The 16,609-nt window shown below is 74.8% G+C and carries 11 protein-coding genes; 5 read left to right on the forward strand and 6 right to left on the reverse strand.

The window, feature by feature from the left end:
• Window positions 1–503 precede the first annotated feature (503 nt).
• Complete coding sequence (locus tag ACWDNY_RS11865; protein WP_451645593.1) at window positions 504–1,055, reverse strand: MarR family winged helix-turn-helix transcriptional regulator; 552 nt, start codon at window positions 1,053–1,055, stop codon at window positions 504–506.
• Between the two features lie 177 nt (window positions 1,056–1,232).
• On the opposite strand from ACWDNY_RS11865, the gene ACWDNY_RS11870 reads away from it, so the two are divergent.
• Window positions 1,233–2,495, forward strand: coding sequence for an MFS transporter (locus ACWDNY_RS11870; protein ID WP_451645655.1), 1,263 nt, complete (start codon window positions 1,233–1,235; stop codon window positions 2,493–2,495).
• Between the two features lie 78 nt (window positions 2,496–2,573).
• Here the strand turns inward: ACWDNY_RS11870 and ACWDNY_RS11875 are convergent, their stop codons facing one another.
• The 3 genes from ACWDNY_RS11875 to ACWDNY_RS11885 form a co-directional block, all read right to left on the reverse strand.
• Window positions 2,574–3,389: a class I SAM-dependent methyltransferase gene (locus ACWDNY_RS11875; protein ID WP_451645594.1), complete on the reverse strand. Its 816-nt coding sequence runs from the start codon at window positions 3,387–3,389 to the stop codon at window positions 2,574–2,576.
• Window positions 3,390–3,533: 144 nt separating this feature from the next.
• The gene (locus ACWDNY_RS11880) at window positions 3,534–5,222 is read right to left on the reverse strand and encodes an ATP-binding SpoIIE family protein phosphatase (RefSeq protein WP_451645595.1); all 1,689 of its coding nucleotides are present in this window, start codon (window positions 5,220–5,222) and stop codon (window positions 3,534–3,536) included.
• 239 nt (window positions 5,223–5,461) lie between these two features.
• On the reverse strand, window positions 5,462–6,823 hold the full coding sequence (locus ACWDNY_RS11885) for an NAD(P)/FAD-dependent oxidoreductase (protein WP_451645596.1): 1,362 nt from the start codon (window positions 6,821–6,823) through the stop codon (window positions 5,462–5,464).
• A 398-nt stretch (window positions 6,824–7,221) separates the two neighbouring features.
• Between ACWDNY_RS11885 and ACWDNY_RS11890 the strand changes: the two genes are divergently transcribed.
• Window positions 7,222–7,977, forward strand: coding sequence for a TetR/AcrR family transcriptional regulator (locus tag ACWDNY_RS11890; protein ID WP_451645597.1), 756 nt, complete (start codon window positions 7,222–7,224; stop codon window positions 7,975–7,977).
• Window positions 7,978–8,371: 394 nt separating this feature from the next.
• Here the strand turns inward: ACWDNY_RS11890 and ACWDNY_RS11895 are convergent, their stop codons facing one another.
• A complete protein-coding gene (locus ACWDNY_RS11895; protein ID WP_451645598.1) occupies window positions 8,372–8,692 on the reverse strand; it encodes a hypothetical protein in 321 nt (106 codons plus the stop codon).
• Window positions 8,693–8,713: 21 nt separating this feature from the next.
• Here ACWDNY_RS11895 and ACWDNY_RS11900 point away from each other — a divergent pair, with 21 nt between their 5' ends.
• A complete protein-coding gene (locus ACWDNY_RS11900; RefSeq protein ID WP_451645599.1) occupies window positions 8,714–10,807 on the forward strand; it encodes a sigma-70 family RNA polymerase sigma factor in 2,094 nt (697 codons plus the stop codon).
• Window positions 10,808–11,084: 277 nt separating this feature from the next.
• Here ACWDNY_RS11900 and ACWDNY_RS11905 read toward each other — a convergent pair whose 3' ends face one another.
• Window positions 11,085–13,160 carry an asparagine synthase-related protein gene (locus tag ACWDNY_RS11905; protein WP_451645600.1) on the reverse strand — a complete coding sequence of 692 codons (2,076 nt, stop codon included), beginning with the start codon at window positions 13,158–13,160 and terminating at the stop codon, window positions 11,085–11,087.
• A 681-nt stretch (window positions 13,161–13,841) separates the two neighbouring features.
• Here ACWDNY_RS11905 and ACWDNY_RS11910 point away from each other — a divergent pair.
• Window positions 13,842–15,266, forward strand: coding sequence for an MFS transporter (locus ACWDNY_RS11910; protein WP_451645601.1), 1,425 nt, complete (start codon window positions 13,842–13,844; stop codon window positions 15,264–15,266).
• Between the two features lie 108 nt (window positions 15,267–15,374).
• Entirely contained in the window at window positions 15,375–16,586 is a 1,212-nt protein-coding gene (lhgO, locus tag ACWDNY_RS11915) for an L-2-hydroxyglutarate oxidase (RefSeq protein WP_451645602.1), read from the forward strand.
• Window positions 16,587–16,609: the final 23 nt, after the last annotated feature.

The raw sequence follows: 16,609 nt of genomic DNA on the forward strand, positions 1-16,609 counted from the left end.
GGCGTTGACTTTTGGCACGCTGTTGAGTTCTCAAGGAACGGACGCTTCCTTCGTACTCACCCTCTCGGGCTTTCCTCCGGGCGCTTCCCTTCGGTGTTTCCGACTCTATCAGATCTTCCCGATCCGATTTCCTCGGCGCTTTCCAGGTTCCCGCATCCGCGTTTCCCTTTCCGGCGACTCCGACTCTACCAGACCCTTTTCGGCCTGATCCCCAGTCAGCGGGGGCTGTCCTCAGGGCCGTTGAGCCCTTCCGACGCCTCAAACCCTAGCGCGTTGTCCCGGCGATTCCCAATCGGGCCGTGAGGCGCCGATCAGGGATCAGAGGGACCCGTTCGAATCGAATTCGGGGATGCCGAATGCAACCCGGCCGGGTGATCGTGCTGTGGTGTGAGGATGCCGCTCGTGCGGCAGACGGTCGCTGCGGGAGCACTACGACTCCGTGGCAACTCGAAGAACCTTACGGACGCGGCACGGCACTGTCAAGCACCTCGCGTCAAGATTTTTTAGTCGAGGTCGACCAGGCGCCCGCCGGCGTCCGGCTGCGCGTGCTCCACCCTGCGCAGGAGCCTGGCCAGCACCTCGCCGAGGGCCGTGCGCTCGTCCGGGGACAGGTCCTGAAGAAGGTCCGCCTCGAAGACCGTGGCCAGGCGCATCGCCTCCAGCCACTTCTGCCGGCCGTCGGGTGTCAGTTCGACGATGACCCGGACGCGGTTGTTCTCGTCCCGCTCGCGGGTGACCAGACCTTCGGTGACCATCCGGTCGATGCGATGGGTCATGGCCGCGGGGGTGAGGCCGAGCCGCTTGGCGAGGTCACTGGGCCCCAGGCGGTACGGGGCGCCCGCCAGGACGAGGGCCTTGAGGACCTCCCAGTCGGTGTTGCTGATGCCGAGGGCGGCGGTCTGGCGGCCGTAGGCGACGTTCATCCGGCGGTTCAGCCGGGACAGCGCCGACACGATCTTCTCGACCTGGGGGTCCAGGTCCTGGAACTCGCGCTGGTAGGCCGCGATCTGCGCTTCGAGTGACGGCTCACTGAGGCTGCCGGGGGTGTCGCCCATGTCCGCAGTATGGCACGGGCCCGGTTGGTATCGAAGTCCTTCTCTGTGTACTCTTTAGCTTCGAAATTTATCTTCGAAGTCTTCAGTTACTCAGTACTGAGTCGCTGCTTCTTCTCCTTCTTCATCCGATCCACCCACTCGAGAGAGGTGAACGTGACCAGGGCGATGGGCGCAGAGATGCGCCGGATCCACGTGGGCAACGCGCTCAGCGCGTTCGGGCTCGGCTTCACCGTCCCCTACCTGTACGTCTATGTGGCGCAGGTGCGGGATCTGGGAGCCACGACGGCGGGGCTCGTCCTTGCCGTGTTCGCCGTGGCCGCGCTGATCGTGCTGCCGTTCGCCGGCCGGGCGATCGTGCGGCGCGGCCCGCTGCCGGTCCTGCTCGCCGCCCTGGTCACCGCCGCGCTGGGTGCGCTGAGCCTCGGACTGGCGGGCGGTGCGGCGAGCGTGCTGCTGTCGGCTGCGGCGCTGGGTGCCGGGCAGGCCGTCATGCAGCCGGCGCTGGCGACGATGATCGTGGACTGCTCGACGGCGGACACCCGGGCGCGGGCGTTCGCGATGCAGTTCTTCCTGCAGAACCTCGGCCTGGGGGTGGGCGGTCTCATCGGCGGTCACCTCGTCGACACGGCCCGGGTCTCCTCCTTCACTCTGCTGTTCGCGATCGAGGCGGCCGTGTTCCTGCTGCTCGTCGCGGTGATGGCGACGGTACGCATGCCGCACTCGCCGCGTATCGAGGACGCGCCGGCGCGGCCCGTGAAGGGCGGCTGGAAGCAGTTGCTGGGCGACCGGGCGATGGTGCGGCTGTGCGTGCTCGGTTTCGTGCTGTTCTTCGCCTGCTACGGGCAGTTCGAGTCGGGGCTGAGCGCGTACGGCGTAGAGGCCGCCGGGATTTCGACGTCCGCGCTGGGGACGGCTCTGGCCGCCAACACGCTGATGATCGTGGTCGCGCAGTTCGCCGTGCTGAAGTTCGTCGAGCGGCGCCGGCGCTCCCGGGTGATCGCGGCCGTGGGGCTGGTGTGGGCCGTCGCGTGGGCCGCGGCCGGTTACGCCGGGCTCGGCCACGGCAGCCAGGCGATGGCGACGGCCGCCTTCGTGTCGACGTACGCGCTGTTCGGCCTGGGTGAGGCGATGCTGTCGCCGACGCTGGCGCCCTTGGTCGCGGATCTCGCGCCGGCCGGTAGGGCGGGTCAGTACAACTCGGCGTTCGCGCTGGTGAAGCAGCTCGCGCTGGCCGTGGGGCCGGCGGTGGGCGGCCCGTTGGCGGCCGCGCTGCACGGTCCGTACATCGTGACGTTCCTGCTGTTCTCGCTGGGCATCTCGGTCCTGGCCCTGCGGCTCGGGCGGCGGCTCACCGCCGTGCAGGACCACCCGTGGGCCGCGCGGAGCCGGGTCGTCGCCCGTGGCGCGGCGACCACGGAGCCGGCGGCCGCGGAGGCGTGAGCGCCTTCCCCGGCCTCGGGCAGGTCCGGGCGGCCGTCACCCAGGGGTGGCGGCCGCTTCGCCGTGCCGGCCGTGCCGTCAGCGGACAGCCGTGACCAGGACCGCGGTGAAGGGGAGCGTCGCCGAACCGTCGGCGGCGACGTGGTCGGCGAGGCGGTCCGCGAGGGTGCGGCCCGCTGCGGCCAGGGCCTGGACGCCCCGGGCCTCGGTGATCTGCCGGGCCCAGGGAAGGGCCGAGAGGTGGTCGCGGGCGAACTCGGCCAGCGGGGACAGGGTGATCCCGAACGCGGTGTCGTGCGCCTCGGTGTCGCGCAGTCCGGCGATGTGCAGGGCGGTGGTCAGGCGGTCGGCGGTGCAGGAGTGGAGGGACTCGTGGTCCGCGGCGGCCTCGGGTCCCGCGTACTCCTCGATGACGTCGTGGAGGGCGTCGAAGTACGGGGAGCGGGAACGGTCCGCCCAGACGGTCAGGGCGCAGCGGCCGCCGGGTCGGAGGACGCGGGCGACTTCCGTCATCGCCGCGTCCAGGTCGGGGAAGAACTGGGCGCCCTGCGCGCAGACGACTGCGTCGAAGGCGGCGTCGGAGTAGGGCAGGGCGTCGGCGGAGGCCGCGGTGAACTCGATGTCCGGATACAGGCGCGGGTGCCGGGCCCGGGCGACTTCGAGCATGCCCTCGTCGACGTCGGTGCCGAAAACGCGGCCGGAGGGCCCGACCTGGGGGGCCGCCGCGCGGGCGGTGACACCGGTGCCGCAGGCCAGATCGAGGACGGTCGCGCCGGGGTAGAGGTCCACGGCGTCCACGGCCGCGGTGACGAAGGGGGCGGTGAGCGGTGCGGCGTACTGTTCGTAGCGCTCGGGGGCGCTGCCTCTGAGGTGGAAGCCGGGTGTGTCTGCCATGGGGACCATGTAGCACCGTCCGACGGTCTCGCCCAGGTGCCGCGCGACGCCCGCCCGTCACTCGACTCGGTCGGCTCCCTTTCGACGTGGGTGCCTCGCACCGCGCGGCCTCTCGTCATCCGGGACGCCGGTGGTGGGGGCGGGTCACCCCGCCGCCCGTGGCAGCAGGAACTCGCACCAGACCGCCTTCCCGCCGCCCGGGGTCCGTCGGGAGCCCCAGCTGGAGGCGATCGTGGCGACGATGGCGATGCCGCGGCCCGACTCGTCGCCGGGCTCCGCGCGGCGACGGCGCGGCAGGTGGTCGTCGCCGTCGGTCACCTCGATGATCAGGCGGCGGTCGGTGCGGCGCAGCCGCAGCCGCATCGGCGGGGTGCCGTGCTGGAGGGAGTTGGCGACCAGTTCGCTGGCCGCGAGGACGCCGAGGTCGTGCACCTCGGACGGGAACCGCCAGCTGGTCAGCACGCCGGAGGCGAAGGCACGGGCGCGGGGCGCCGCCTCGACGCCGCCCAGCAGTTCCAGCGCCGCGTTGCGGAACAGCTCGTTCTCCGGGCCGGTGCGGGCGGGGTGCTGGAGCACCAGGACCGCCACGTCGTCGTCGTGGTCGGCGAGGACGCCCGCCGAGCGGACCAGGCGGTCGCAGACGACCTGGGGACTGCCGGTGGCACCGGCCAGAGCGCGCTCCAGGGCGGCGATTCCCTCGTCCAGGTCCTGGTCCCTCCGTTCCACCAGGCCGTCCGTGTAGAGGACCGCCGTGGAGCCGGGGCCCAGCGGTACCGAGCCGGAGGTGTGCACCCAGCCGCCCGTACCGAGCGGCGGGCCGGTCGGTTCGTCGGTGCGCAGGACGGTACCGCTGTCGTCGCGGACCAGGATGGGCAGGTGACCGGCGGAGGCGTACACCAGCCGGCCCTCGTTCGGGTCGTGGACGGCGTACGCGCAGGTGGCGATCTGGTTGGCGTCGATCTCCGTGGCGAGGCCGTCGAGGAGCTGGAGGACCTCGTGCGGGGGGAGGTCGAGGCGGGCGTAGGCGCGGACGGCCGTGCGCAGCTGGCCCATGACGGCGGCCGCCCGGACTCCCCGGCCCATCACGTCGCCGATCACCAGTGCGGTGCGGCCGCCGCCGAGGGTGATGACGTCGTACCAGTCGCCGCCGACGGCGGCCTCCGTGCCGCCGGGCTGGTAGGTCGCGGCGATGCGCAGGTCGTCGGGCTGCTCCAGCACCTGCGGCAGCAGGGAGCGCTGGAGGGTGACCGCGGTCTCGCGCTGCCGGCGCTCGCTGGCGCGCAGCCGTTCGGCGGCCTCGGCGTGGTCGGTGACGTCGGTGGCGAAGACGAGGACGCCCGGGCCGCCGCGGCCGTCGGTCTCGGCGACCGGGGTGCAGGTAAAGGTGTACGAGCGGCCGTCCGGCGCCTTGCGGGACTTGAGCGTGCGGGGTCTGCCGCTGCGCAGGACCTGGTCCAGGAGCGGCAGCAGGCCGAGTTCGCGCAGTTCGGGCAGCCCCTCCCGGGCGGGTGCGTCGGCGGGCCGGTCGCCGAACGCGGACACGTAGGCGTCGTTGACGTAGGCGATGCGGTGGTCGGTGCCGTGGACGAGGGCGACGAGGGCGGGTACGCGGTCGAGGACCTCCCGGGCGGGCAGCTCGTCGACGGCCGGCACGCGCGCCGTCGCGTTCCCGGGTGCGGGTCCCGCCCCGTCCGCCGGCTGCTGCCCGCGTGCGCCGCGGGCCTGGGGCACGGCGCCCTCGCCCCGCCGTTCCGCGGTGGCGACGTGATCGGTCCGCGCGGCGGCGCGGCGCTGTGTTCCGGGGAGCCGGGCGCTCCAGCGCGTGAAGTTCACGAATCCTTGCCTCGTGTCGTGGTCTCGGGCCGGCTCCGGGCCCGGCCGGGGATCTGTGGGGCCGCGCCGCGGTGACCGCTCATTCTTACTGCCCCCGGGTGCGGCACAGGAGAAAAAGCGTCAGGGACGAACGGGGGCGAACGGCTGCCCGCCCGCGGACGGGGACCAGTCTGGCAGGGTGGCCGGCCGCACCGGCATATGTCGGACGCGGGAACGTCCGGCGGAGTTCCTGGGTCCGGTCAGGACGACCCCTTCGGGTTGTGCGGCGGCTTGCCCCCGGCCGCCAGTTCGAACTCCGCCCGGGGGTGTTCCAGCGAGCCGAGGGAGACGATCTCCCGTTTGAACAGGCCGGCCAGCGTCCATTCCGCCAGTACGCGGGCCTTGCGGTTGACGGTGGGCACCCTGCTGAGGTGGTAGGCGCGGTGCATGAACCACGCGGGATAGCCCTTCAGCGTGCGTCCGTAGACCTGCGCGACGCCCTTGTGCAGTCCGAGCGAGGCCACCGACCCGGCGTACCGGTGCCCGTACGTCTCCAGCGGCTCGCCCCTCAGGGAGTGCGCGATGTTGTCGCCGAGGACCCGCGCCTGGCGGACCGCGTGCTGGGCGTTCGGGGCGGTGAGGCCGCCGGGCTCCCGCGCCGTGACGTCGGGGACGGCGGCGGCGTCCCCCGCGGCCCAGGCGTGGTCGACGCCCTCGACGGTCAGCCGGGCGGTGCACCTGAGGCGGCCGCGCCCGTTGAGCGGCAGGTCGGTGGCGGCGAGGAGGGGATGCGGTTTGACGCCGGCGGTCCACACGAGCGTGCGGGTGGGGAAGCGCTGCCCGTCGCTGAGGACGGCGACGCGGTCGGCGCACGACTCCAGGCGGGTGCCCAGGAGCACCTGGATGTTGCGGCGGCGCAGTTCGGAGACCGTGTAGCGGCCCATCTCCTCCCCGACCTCGGGCAGGATCCGGTCCGAGGCCTCGACGAGGATCCACTTCATGTCGTCGGGCTCGACGTTGTGGTAGTAGCGGGTGGCGTAGCGGGCCATGTCCTCCAGCTCGCCGAGCGCCTCCACGCCGGCGTACCCGCCGCCGACGAAGACGAAGGTGAGGGCCGCGTCGCGGACCGCGGGGTCGCGGGTGGAGGAGGCGATGTCCATCTGCTCCAGGACGTGGTTGCGCAGGCCGATGGCCTCCTCGACGGTCTTGAACCCGATGCCGTGCTCGGCGAGGCCCGGGATGGGCAGGGTGCGGGAGACCGAGCCGGGCGCGAGCACGAGTTCGTCGTACGCCACCTTCCCGGGGGGCGCGCCCTCCTCGGCGGCGAGGGTGACGAGGGTCGCGGTGCGGTGGGCGTGGTCGATGGACGTCGCCTCGCCGACGATGATGCGGCACTGCCCCAGCACGCGGCGCAGCGGGACGACGACGTGCCGGGGCGAGATCGCGCCGGCGGCGGCCTCCGGCAGGAACGGCTGGTACGTCATGTACGGGTCGGGCGTGACGACCGTGATCTCGGCCTCGCCCCGCCTGAGCTCCTGTCTCATCCTCCGCTGCAGACGCAGTGCCGTGTACATCCCGACGTAGCCGCCGCCGACAACGAGAATGCGCGCACGTTCCTTCACCCTCCCATGACGCACCCGGCGCTCTCGTTTGTCCACAGTCCCGGCAATGTGTGTGACGGTCGGACCGGACAGCGTGTGGTTGGCCGAATCACCGGCACGGGGAAAGGGCACGCAGGTCAGGAGGTGCGCTGCGGGGTCGGGGAGGGGTCGCAATCCGGACGTATGCGGGCCGTGCTCCGATCGGGGGGCGCTCCGTGCGGAACCTGCCCCTTCTGAATTGACCCCCTCTCAACTATGTTCGTGTGACGACGGGGTGCAGGGGATGTGGTCGAAGGAGTCCGCGAGGTTCCACCGGATCTCGGGGCGGGCTCGCTGGCGCACGAGATCCGTTTCCGCTCATCCCGCATTCAGTGGCGGGGAGCGTCTCCGGGGGGAGACGTCATTACCGGGGGATCACTATGCACACTCACGAGTCTCGTTGGACGACCGCGTCCGCCCTCGCACCGGGTGGCGCGGCGATGAGCGCGGCAGCCGACAGGCGCGGGGACGAGGCCCGGGCGGTCCGGACGGCTCCGCTGCGCGTGGACGCACAGCGCAATCTGGAGCACGTGCTGCGGGCGGCGCGGGAGGTCTTCGGCGAGCTGGGGTACGGGGCGCCGATGGAGGACGTGGCGCGGCGCGCGCGGGTCGGCGTGGGCACGGTGTACCGGCGCTTCCCCAGCAAGGACGTGCTGGTGCGGCGGATCGCCGCGGAGGAGACGTCCCGGCTGACCGATCAGGCGCGGGCGGCGCTCGGGCAGGAGGACGAGCCCTGGTCGGCGCTGTCCCGTTTCCTGCGTACGTCGGTGGCCTCCGGTGCCGGGCGGCTGCTGCCGCCGCAGGTGATGCGGGTCGGGGTCGCGGACGAGGCGGCGGAACCGGCCGGCGCGCGGGTGCCGCAGCAGCGGGCGCAGTCCCTCTCGGAGGAGCCGCGGCCGGGCCCGGCGGCAGCCGTGGAGGACGCCCCGGGAGCGGCGGCGCTGCTGGACGTCGTGGGACAGCTCGTGGAACGCGCGCGCACGGCGGGCGAGTTGCGGACGGACGTGTCGGTGTCGGACGTGCTGCTGGTCATCGCGACGGCGGCCCCCTCGCTGCCCGACGCGGCGCAGCAGGCGGCCGCCTCGGCCCGGCTGCTGGACATCCTGCTGGAGGGCCTGCGGTCGCGGCCGGCGTGAGCGGGCGGATGCGGGCGGGGCGCCTCGTGGGCGCGGATCTTGATCAGCGGTCGTGAGCGGTCGCGGGCGCGGGCGCGGGGGCTCCGGTCACGGCCGAGCCCGGCACGAAGTCACTCGGAAGAGTGGTTGCGGTGTCGGGTGCCGTGACGGGCGCCCAGCTCCCGTCTGCCCGTGAGCACGCGGGCCGCCCCCTCGACTCCCCTGTGTGTCCATGCAGTTGAGCCGTCCCGGTCCGGAAGGGTGTGAGTCGGGCGGCACCTCGGGTGTCCACCGGGAAGCGGACGCTCCGTACAGCCGCGTCCCGGTCGGACGGCCCTGTGGCACGCTGACGCGGTGATCGGGACGGCTGGGCAGGCGGGGGCTTTCCGCGATGGGCTTTGACGGGCGCGACGAGTCACTCGGTGACGGGGAGACGGACGCCGACGGCGCGGGCCCCGGCCAGGTCCCGGGCCAGGGCGCACGGCCCGGCGTGACGCGCGGGAGCGGTGCCGCTCAGGACGGGTCCCCGGCCCAGGACGAGGGTCCGGCCCGAGGGGGCTTGCCCGCCCAGGGCGGTCCGCCTGCCCGGGACGGCCGACCGGAAGAGGGGGTCGGACCGGCCGAAGGCGGCTCCCCGGCCCGGGACGAGGGCTCGCCCCGCGAAGGCCTGCCTGCCCACGGGGTCGTACCGGCCCAGGACGGATGCCGGGGCCGTGACGATCCGGAGGCTCGTCACGGCGCGGCGGCCGAGGGGTGGGTGCCGGCTCAGGGCGGTGTGCCGGCCGACGACGCCGTGGGAGCGCAGGGCGGTGTGCCCGCCCAGGGAGGTGCACCGCTCGACGACCACCCTCAGGCGTGGGGCGGCGGACCGGACCACAAGCACGTCCCGCACCCGGACGGCGTCCCCGCCCAGCGTGAGGGGCCGGGAGGCGGTGACCTGCCGTCCCCGGCGCGGGGCGGCGTTCTGCCGTCCTCTTCGGCGCCGCTGCCGCCGTCCGACGCGGAGCTGATCGGACGGGCGAGGAAGGGCGACGACACGGCGTACGGGGAGCTGTACCGGCGCCATGCCGACGCCGTGCGCCGGTATGCCGCCACCTGCTGCCGTGACGCCCACACGGCCGACGACCTGACCGCCGAGGTGTTCGCCGCCGTGCTCCAGGCGGTGCGCGGCGGCTCCGGTCCCGAGCACGCCGTTCGCGCGTATCTGCTCACCACCGTCCGCCGCGTCGCGGCCCAGTGGACGAGGACGGCCAGGCGCGAGCACCTGGTGGAGGACTTCGCGGTGTTCGCGGCCCAGGCCGCGCGCGTCCCGGAGGCGCTCGGCGGTCCCGCATCCCCCGGCCTCCCCGGAGGGCTCGAACCGGGCGCCGACGTACGGGCGATGCACGAGGCGGAGCAGTCCCTCGCCGTGCGCGCCTTCCGCTCGCTGCCCGAGCGGTGGCAGGCCGTGCTCTGGCACACCGAGGTCGAGGACGAACCGCCGAGCAGCATCGCACCGCTGTTCGGGCTGGACGCCAACGGCACGCGCGTGCTGGCCGGCCGGGCCCGTGAGGGACTGAAACGGGCCTACCTCCAGGCGCACGTCAGCACCGCGCTCGCACAGGGCACGGACTGCGCCCGCCACGCCGGCCGGCTCGGCGCCTACGCGCGCGGCCGGCTGCGCTCGCGTGCCGAGCGGGGCCTGCGCAAGCACCTGGAGGAGTGCGCCGGGTGCCGGCTGGCGGCGGGTCAGGTGCAGGAGGTCGCCGGCGCGCTCCCCGCCGTCGTACCGATCGCGGTCATCGGGTGGTTCGGCGCGGCCGGGTACGCCAAGGCCCTCGGGATCCTCGCCGGCGGGACGGGCGCCACGGGTGCGGCCGCCGCACTCGGCGGTGCTCCGTCCGGCGGGACGGGCACCGCGGGCGCGCCGGGTGCCGGAGGTGCGGGGGGCTCGTCCGGCGCGACGGAGGGCCCGGCCGGGTCCGAGCGGCTGGGCGCGTCGGTGACGGCCGGCGTCGCGGCCGGCGTCGCCGCCGTCGCCGCGACGGCCATCGCGCTGGCCGTGACCGCCCAGAACGGGCCGGCCGGGAAGCCGTCGCCCGCGACCCCGCCGTCCGCGTCCTCGCCGGTGGTCCGGCCCGCGCCGCCGTCGTCGTCCGCGCCGGCACGGACGCGGGGGCGCACCCCAAAGCCTCCGCCACCGGCCGCGGCGGTGAGCCCGGCCCCGGCACCCGCCGCCGCGTCCGTCGCGTCCCCGGCGCCGCCCGCGCCGTCGCCGACCCCCACGCCGGAGTCGTCGGCCCCCGTCACTCCGCCGCCGTCCGGCCCGGCCCCCGGCGGTGCGACGCCCTCACCCGCGCCGGTGCCGCCTCCCCCGGACGCTCCCGCGGTCCACCGGTGGAGCGAGCTCGACTACGACCTCACCGGGGACGGTACGAAGCCCGAGATGCGGCTCGGTGCGAGCAGCTGGGTCTGGCAGCGGTACGGCATGTCGGTCGAGGGCAGCCGGTTCGGGCACGGCGTGACCGTCCACGGCCGGTCCTCCGTCACCGTCGCGCTGAATGGCGCGTGCTCCGCCTTCGACGCCCGGGCGGGCGTCGACGACCTCACCGCCGGGTTCGGCAGGGTCTCCTTCGCGGTGTACGCCGACGGCGTGCGGCTGTGGCGTTCCCGGGTGGTCGCGGGCGGTGATCCGGCCGTCCCCGTCCATGTGGACCTCACCGGCCGCGGGACCGTGCGTCTCGTGGTCGAGCCGCACGGTCCCCACGGCGCCGGGGCGCTCGCGGACTGGGCGGAGTCGACGTTCACCTGCGACGCAGGCGCGGCCGGTGACCGGGTGGACGCAGGCCCGGACCCCGCACCGCGCGGGTGAGGGCGGGGGTGCGGGTCGCCGAGCGGCCCGGACGGGCCCGCCGCCCGTGACGCTCGGCCGTCTTCGACGTACGTCCCGCCGGGCCGGCAGTCACGTGTCCGCCGCCTCCGGCAACGTACCCCCGGGTCACCCGGCGCCAGCCACCGGAACAGGGCGCTCGGCGCCCGCCACCCGCATCACCGCGGGCCCCGCGCCACACCCCGGACGCCGGCGCCCCCGCTGCGGGGCGATCCCCCGCAACACCTGCGGCCACCCCGCATCACCGCGGGCCCCCGCGCTACGCCCCGGACGCCAGTGCCCCCCGCTGCGGGGCGATCCCCGCCGGAACCGCGCGGGCCCGCGCCGGTGTCCCGGTCCAGCACGTACCGCGCCGGGCCAGCAGACGCCCCAGCCACAGTTCGAGGGAGACCAGGTCCGCCAGCCCGTCCAGCGGCAGCGGCTCGCCCTCCGCCGCCGCCCGCAGTGCCTTGCGCACCACACGGGCCTCCACCAGCCCCGCCTCCGCGAGCAGCGGTGTGGCGAAGAGGTCGACCAGGGAGTTCACGGCCACCCGCAGCCCCGTCCGGGCCGCCGCGGCCGATGTGTGGGACGGTGCGCCCCAGCCGGGCGGCAGTTCCCGCACGCCGGCCCCCTCCAGCACCGTCCGCAGGATCGCCGCCCGCGCCCCCGGCTGCACGCGCAGCGCCTCCGGCAGGGCCCGGCACGCGCGCACGACCTGGTTGTCGAGGAACGGCATGTGCAGCCGCTGGGAGCGGATCTCGGCGGCCTGCTCCAGGACCCGCAGGTCCGCCGCCTGCCGGGCGAGCACGGCACGCGCCCGGTAGTCGCCGGGCCGCTGCCCCGGCCCCACCCCGGAACGGCTCGTCGCCCGCTGCAGACGAACCGATACTTCAGCCAGCGCCTCGCCGGTCAGCCAGCGCGCCGCCGGCCCGGGTCTGGCCCAGGTGAGCGCGGCGAGGGACGCTCCCACGGCGCCTCCGGGCTCGTCGAAGCGGCGCTGCCGCAGCCGCTCGGCGAGCGTCTCCAGACCCGCGTGGTAGGACGTCCGCGCCAGCCGCCGGGCCGCGCCGTACACACGCGCGGGAACCATCACCGACCCGTCGGCCCGGGTGAGCGCGGCGACGGGACGGACGAGGTGGCGCCGCTTGCGGTCCATCAGCAGATCGGCCAGGCGCGCCGGGTGCGCGTCCAGGACCTGGCGGGCGCCGTACCCGGTGAAGTGGTCCGCGCTGCCGGAGACGAGCCGCGCCCGGTGCCGGGCCGCCGCGACGAGGGAGGGTCCCGGCTCGTCCGTCAGCGGACCGTCCAGGTCGGCGTAGGGCAGCACCTCCTCGCCGCCCGTCACCACGACGTGGTGCAGACGGGGGCCGGCCGCGATCGTCCCGGCCCGCTCCAGTTCCGTCTCGCGCCCGCCGACGGCGAGGTCGTTGAAGGTGACGGCGAGCAGGCGCTCGCCGGCTCCCGTGCCGTGGCCCAGGAGCGTGCCCGGTCTGCCCGGCAGGCCGGCGGCGAGCAGGGCCAGGGTGCCGGAGGCCGGGCCCCCGGACAGGTCCGCGCCGATGCCCGGCACCGGCATCCCGCGGGCCGCGCGGCGCTCGGCGGGGCCCATGCCGGGCACGGGTCCGGGGTCGATGTCGGGGACGTGGCGGGGCGCGGAGAGGCGCACGCGCACGGCCTCCACGAGCGCGTCCCGCACCGCGTCGACGGCGCTGTCCGGGTCGGCCGGGGGTGCCGCGACGGCGAGCGAGGCGACGGGGTCGTACCCCGCCACCTCCCGCGACCCGGTGCGCAGGATCAGGGCGTGGCCGGGCGGGACCCGCCGCACGCCCTCGTACGGGGTCGAGTCGTGCAGGGCGGCCGGGACGTCGGGGGCGGCGAGCAGCGCGGCCAGGTGCGCGAAGTCGAGGTTGGCCTCGACGAGGTCGGCCAGCGGCAGCGCGGCCGTCGCGTAGGCGGTGCCGCCGGACCAGGGGGTGTGGAAGACCGGGCGCGCGCCCGCGAGGTCGCCGCAGACGGTGATGCGCCGGCCCACCTGGACGACGGCCGTGTAGCTGCCCGCCCAGGCGGTCAGGTGCCGCAGCGCCCCGCCGCGCGCGGCGAGCAGGCCGACCCTCAGTTCCTCGTCGGAGGCGCCGCAGATGCCGAGGACGGCGATGCGGGTCTGGGCGTCGACCGTCACCAGCCGGATCTCGTCGGGCCGCCAGTCGCCGACGGCCCACAGCGGGTCCGGGTCGCCCCACAGCAGTTGGGAGCCCACCGGCTGCACGGTCTCACCGTCGTGTCCGGTGGCGCCCGCGGAACCGATGCGGGCGGCCCCCGCGGCGGTGCTGCTCCATCCCACCAACCACCGCATCGCCGCCTCCACAGACCGTGGACCACCAGTGCACCGCACGAACAGGGCACCATGCTGCCACGAAGGAGGCGCACCGGAGCGGAGGCGGCGCCGCCCGCGCCGGACGGTGCACGCCCTCGCGCGCCTGCTCGAACGCGGGCCAACTCCCGCACCCGGCACTGCCGGTGAGACCTGAATGCGCCCCCGGATGCGCTCGTGGCGACACCCGGTGCGCCCTCAACTCCCCTGGCGGGGACGGAAATACCCGGCGGAAAGCAGGGTCGATTTTCGGCCGAATCACCGACGACGGGACAGGCGTGCGCACGCTCCGTACATGGATCCGCGCACCGGCGGACAACGCACAGTCCGGGAGGCGGAGTTCGCCTCCCGGACCGTTCCGCCGCCCGCGGGGATGGTGGCGGCGGTGTCCCCCAGCCCACTGGATCCAGTACAGCGGGCCGACCCACGCGCAACCATGGAACCGCTCCCCCGGTGGCCGGAGAAGAGCGCACGGACGGGCGCACGGCCACACGCCGGGAGCGCGCCGCAACCCTGCGTGCAGGGCCCGTACTTCCGTACGGGCCACAATCCCGCCATCCGGAAGAATGCCCCTTAACGCTTGGGATGCGGCGAACTACGCTGGGTTTACGAATGCCGCGTGCTTATGCCATCGCGGCAGCCGTCTGTGTCGAGGGGTGGCGCATGTCCAGGGAGCAACGCGGGCCGAACGAGAAACTCGGCGCCGTTCTCGCCCTCGCGGGAATCAGCAACGCGGGCCTCGCGCGACGCGTCAACGACCTCGGCGCCCAGCGGGGGTTGACCCTTCGCTACGACAAGACCTCGGTGGCGCGCTGGGTTTCCAAGGGCATGGTGCCGCAGGGCGCGGCGCCGCACCTCATCGCGGCCGCCATCGGGCAGAAGCTGGGCCGGCCGGTGCCGCTGCACGAGATCGGGCTGGCCGACGCAGACCCCGCACCCGAGGTGGGCCTCGCCTTCCCCAGGAACGTCGACCAGGCGGTCAGGTCGGCGACGGAGCTGTACCGGCTGGATCTCGCGGGCCGCAGGGCCGGCTCCGGCGGCATCTGGCAGTCCCTGGCCGGTTCCTTCGCGGTGAGCGCCTACGCGACGCCCGCCTCGCGGTGGCTGATAACCCCGGCCGACAGCTCGGTGGCGCGCGAGGCCGGTCCGGCGGAGGGCTCGGGCGCACCGATCAAAGTCGGCCACAGCGACGTGCAGAAGCTGCGGGAGGCCGCCGAGGACGCCAGGCGCTGGGACTCCAAGTACGGAGGCGGCGACTGGCGTTCGTCGATGGTGCCCGAGTGCCTGCGGGTGGAGGCCGCTCCGCTGCTGCTCGGGTCGTACTCCGACGAGGTCGGCCGGGCGCTGTTCGGCGCGGCCGCCGAACTGACCCGGCTGGCGGGCTGGATGGCCTTCGACACCGGCCAGCAGGAGGCCGCCCAGCGCTACTACATCCAGGCGCTGCGCCTGGCCCGTGCCGCCGCCGACGTCCCCCTCGGCGGCTACGTGCTGGCGTCCATGTCCCTCCAGGCGACCTACCGCGGCTTCGGCGACGAGGGCGTCGACCTGGCGCAGGCCGCCCTGGAGCGCAACCGGGGCCTGGCCACGGCCCGCACCATGAGCTTCTTCCGCCTCGTCGAGGCCCGCGCGCACGCGCGCGCCGGGGACGCGCAGGCGGCCGGCGCCGCGCTGAAGGCGGCGGAGGGCTGGCTGGAGCGTTCCCGCGACGGCGACGCCGACCCCTCCTGGCTCGGCTTCTACGGCTACGACCGGTTCGCCGCGGACGCCGCCGAGTGCTACCGCGACCTGAAGGCGCCGCGCCAGGTCCGCCGCTTCACCGAGCAGGCGCTGTCGAAGCCGACGGAGGAATTCGTGCGCTCGCACGGTCTGCGGCTGGTCGTCTCGGCGGTCGCCGAACTGGAGTCGGGGAACCTGGACGCGGCGTGCGAGCAGGGCGTGCGCGCCGTGGAGGTCGCCGGGCGCATCTCCTCCGCCCGGACCACCGAGTACGTCAAGGACCTGCTGCACCGGCTGGAGCCGTACGGCGACGAGCCGCGCGTGGTCGAGCTGCGCGAGCGCGCGCGTCCGCTGCTGATGACGCCGGCCTGACCACCCCGCCGACACGGCGCCGACACGCCGCGCGCTCACGGACGCCTCCAGGGTTTGAGGGCATTGTCAGTGGCGCAGTGCACTATCGGATGCCGGGAGGTGGCGCGGGTGCGACGGGAGATCGCGTACGACTGTGACGTGCTCGTGATCGGCGGCGGCATCGTCGGACTGTCGACGGCGTTCGCGATCACGCGTGCCGCGCCGGGCACACGGGTCACGGTCCTGGAGAAGGAGGCGGGTCCGGCCCGGCACCAGACCGGACGCAACAGCGGGGTCATCCACAGCGGGATCTACTACCGCCCGGGCTCGCTGAAGGCGCGGTACGCGGTGCGGGGCGCGGCCGAGATGGTCAAGTTCTGCGCCGAGTACGGCATCGCGCACGCGGTCACCGGCAAGCTGATCGTGGCCACCGGCCGTGAGGAGCTGCCCCGGCTGCACGCGCTCGTGCAGCGCGGCCGGGAGAACGGCATCCCGGTGCGGGAGCTGGGTCCCGCCCAGATCACCGAGTACGAGCCCGAGGTGCGCGGGACGGCCGCCATCCACGTCGGCACGACAGGGATCTGCGACTTCGCCGGGGTCGCCCGGCAGCTCGCCCGCGCGTCGGGCGCGGAGATCCGCTACGGCGCCCGGGTCGTACGGGTGGACCGGCGCCCGGAGCGGGGCGTGGCCGTCCGCACGGCGCGCGGTGACGTGGTCCGCGGCCGGGTGCTGGTCAACTGCGCCGGGCTGTACTGCGACGAGGTGGCGCGGCTGACCGGGGACGAGCCGGGGGTGCGGATCGTGCCGTTCCGCGGGGAGTACTACGAGCTGGCGCGGCCGGAGCTGGTGCGGGGGCTGGTGTATCCGGTGCCGGACCCGGCCTTCCCCTTCCTCGGGGTGCATCTGACCCGGGGGATCGACGGGGGCGTGCACGTCGGGCCCAACGCGGTGCCGGCGCTGGCGCGCGAGGGATACGGGTGGGGTGTCGTCCGGCCGCGCGAGCTGGCGTCCACGCTGACCTGGCCCGGCACCTGGCGCATCGCCCGCCGGCACTGGCGGTACGGGGCCGGGGAGCTGCGGCGCTCGGCGTCGAGGGCGGCGTTCACACGGGCCGTGCGCAGGCTGCTGCCGGCGGTGCGGGAGGACGACCTGGTGCCGTCGCCCGCGGGCGTGCGGGCGCAGGCGGTGCTCCGGGACGGGACGCTGGTGGACGACTTCCTGATCCGGGAGGGTGCCCGCGCGGTGCACGTGCTGAACGCCCCGTCCCCGGCGGCCACGGCGTCCCTGCCGATCGGGCGCGAAGTGGCGAGACGGGCGCTGACGGTGCTGGGGTCGGCGTGAGGGTGACCGCATGCGCCTCGCCG

The sequence above is a fragment of the Streptomyces sp. NPDC003697 genome, from assembly GCF_053587115.1.

Excerpts from the sequence above, each read along its gene's own strand:
- ACWDNY_RS11865 (WP_451645593.1), bottom strand. The coding sequence starts at position 1,055 with ATGGGCGACACCCCCGGCAGCCTCAGTGAGCCGTCACTCGAAGCGCAG.
- ACWDNY_RS11870 (WP_451645655.1), top strand. The coding sequence starts at position 1,233 with ATGCGCCGGATCCACGTGGGCAACGCGCTCAGCGCGTTCGGGCTCGGC.
- ACWDNY_RS11875 (WP_451645594.1), bottom strand. The coding sequence starts at position 3,389 with ATGGCAGACACACCCGGCTTCCACCTCAGAGGCAGCGCCCCCGAGCGC.
- ACWDNY_RS11890 (WP_451645597.1), top strand. The coding sequence starts at position 7,222 with ATGCACACTCACGAGTCTCGTTGGACGACCGCGTCCGCCCTCGCACCG.
- ACWDNY_RS11905 (WP_451645600.1), bottom strand. The coding sequence starts at position 13,160 with ATGCGGTGGTTGGTGGGATGGAGCAGCACCGCCGCGGGGGCCGCCCGC.
- ACWDNY_RS11910 (WP_451645601.1), top strand. The coding sequence starts at position 13,842 with ATGTCCAGGGAGCAACGCGGGCCGAACGAGAAACTCGGCGCCGTTCTC.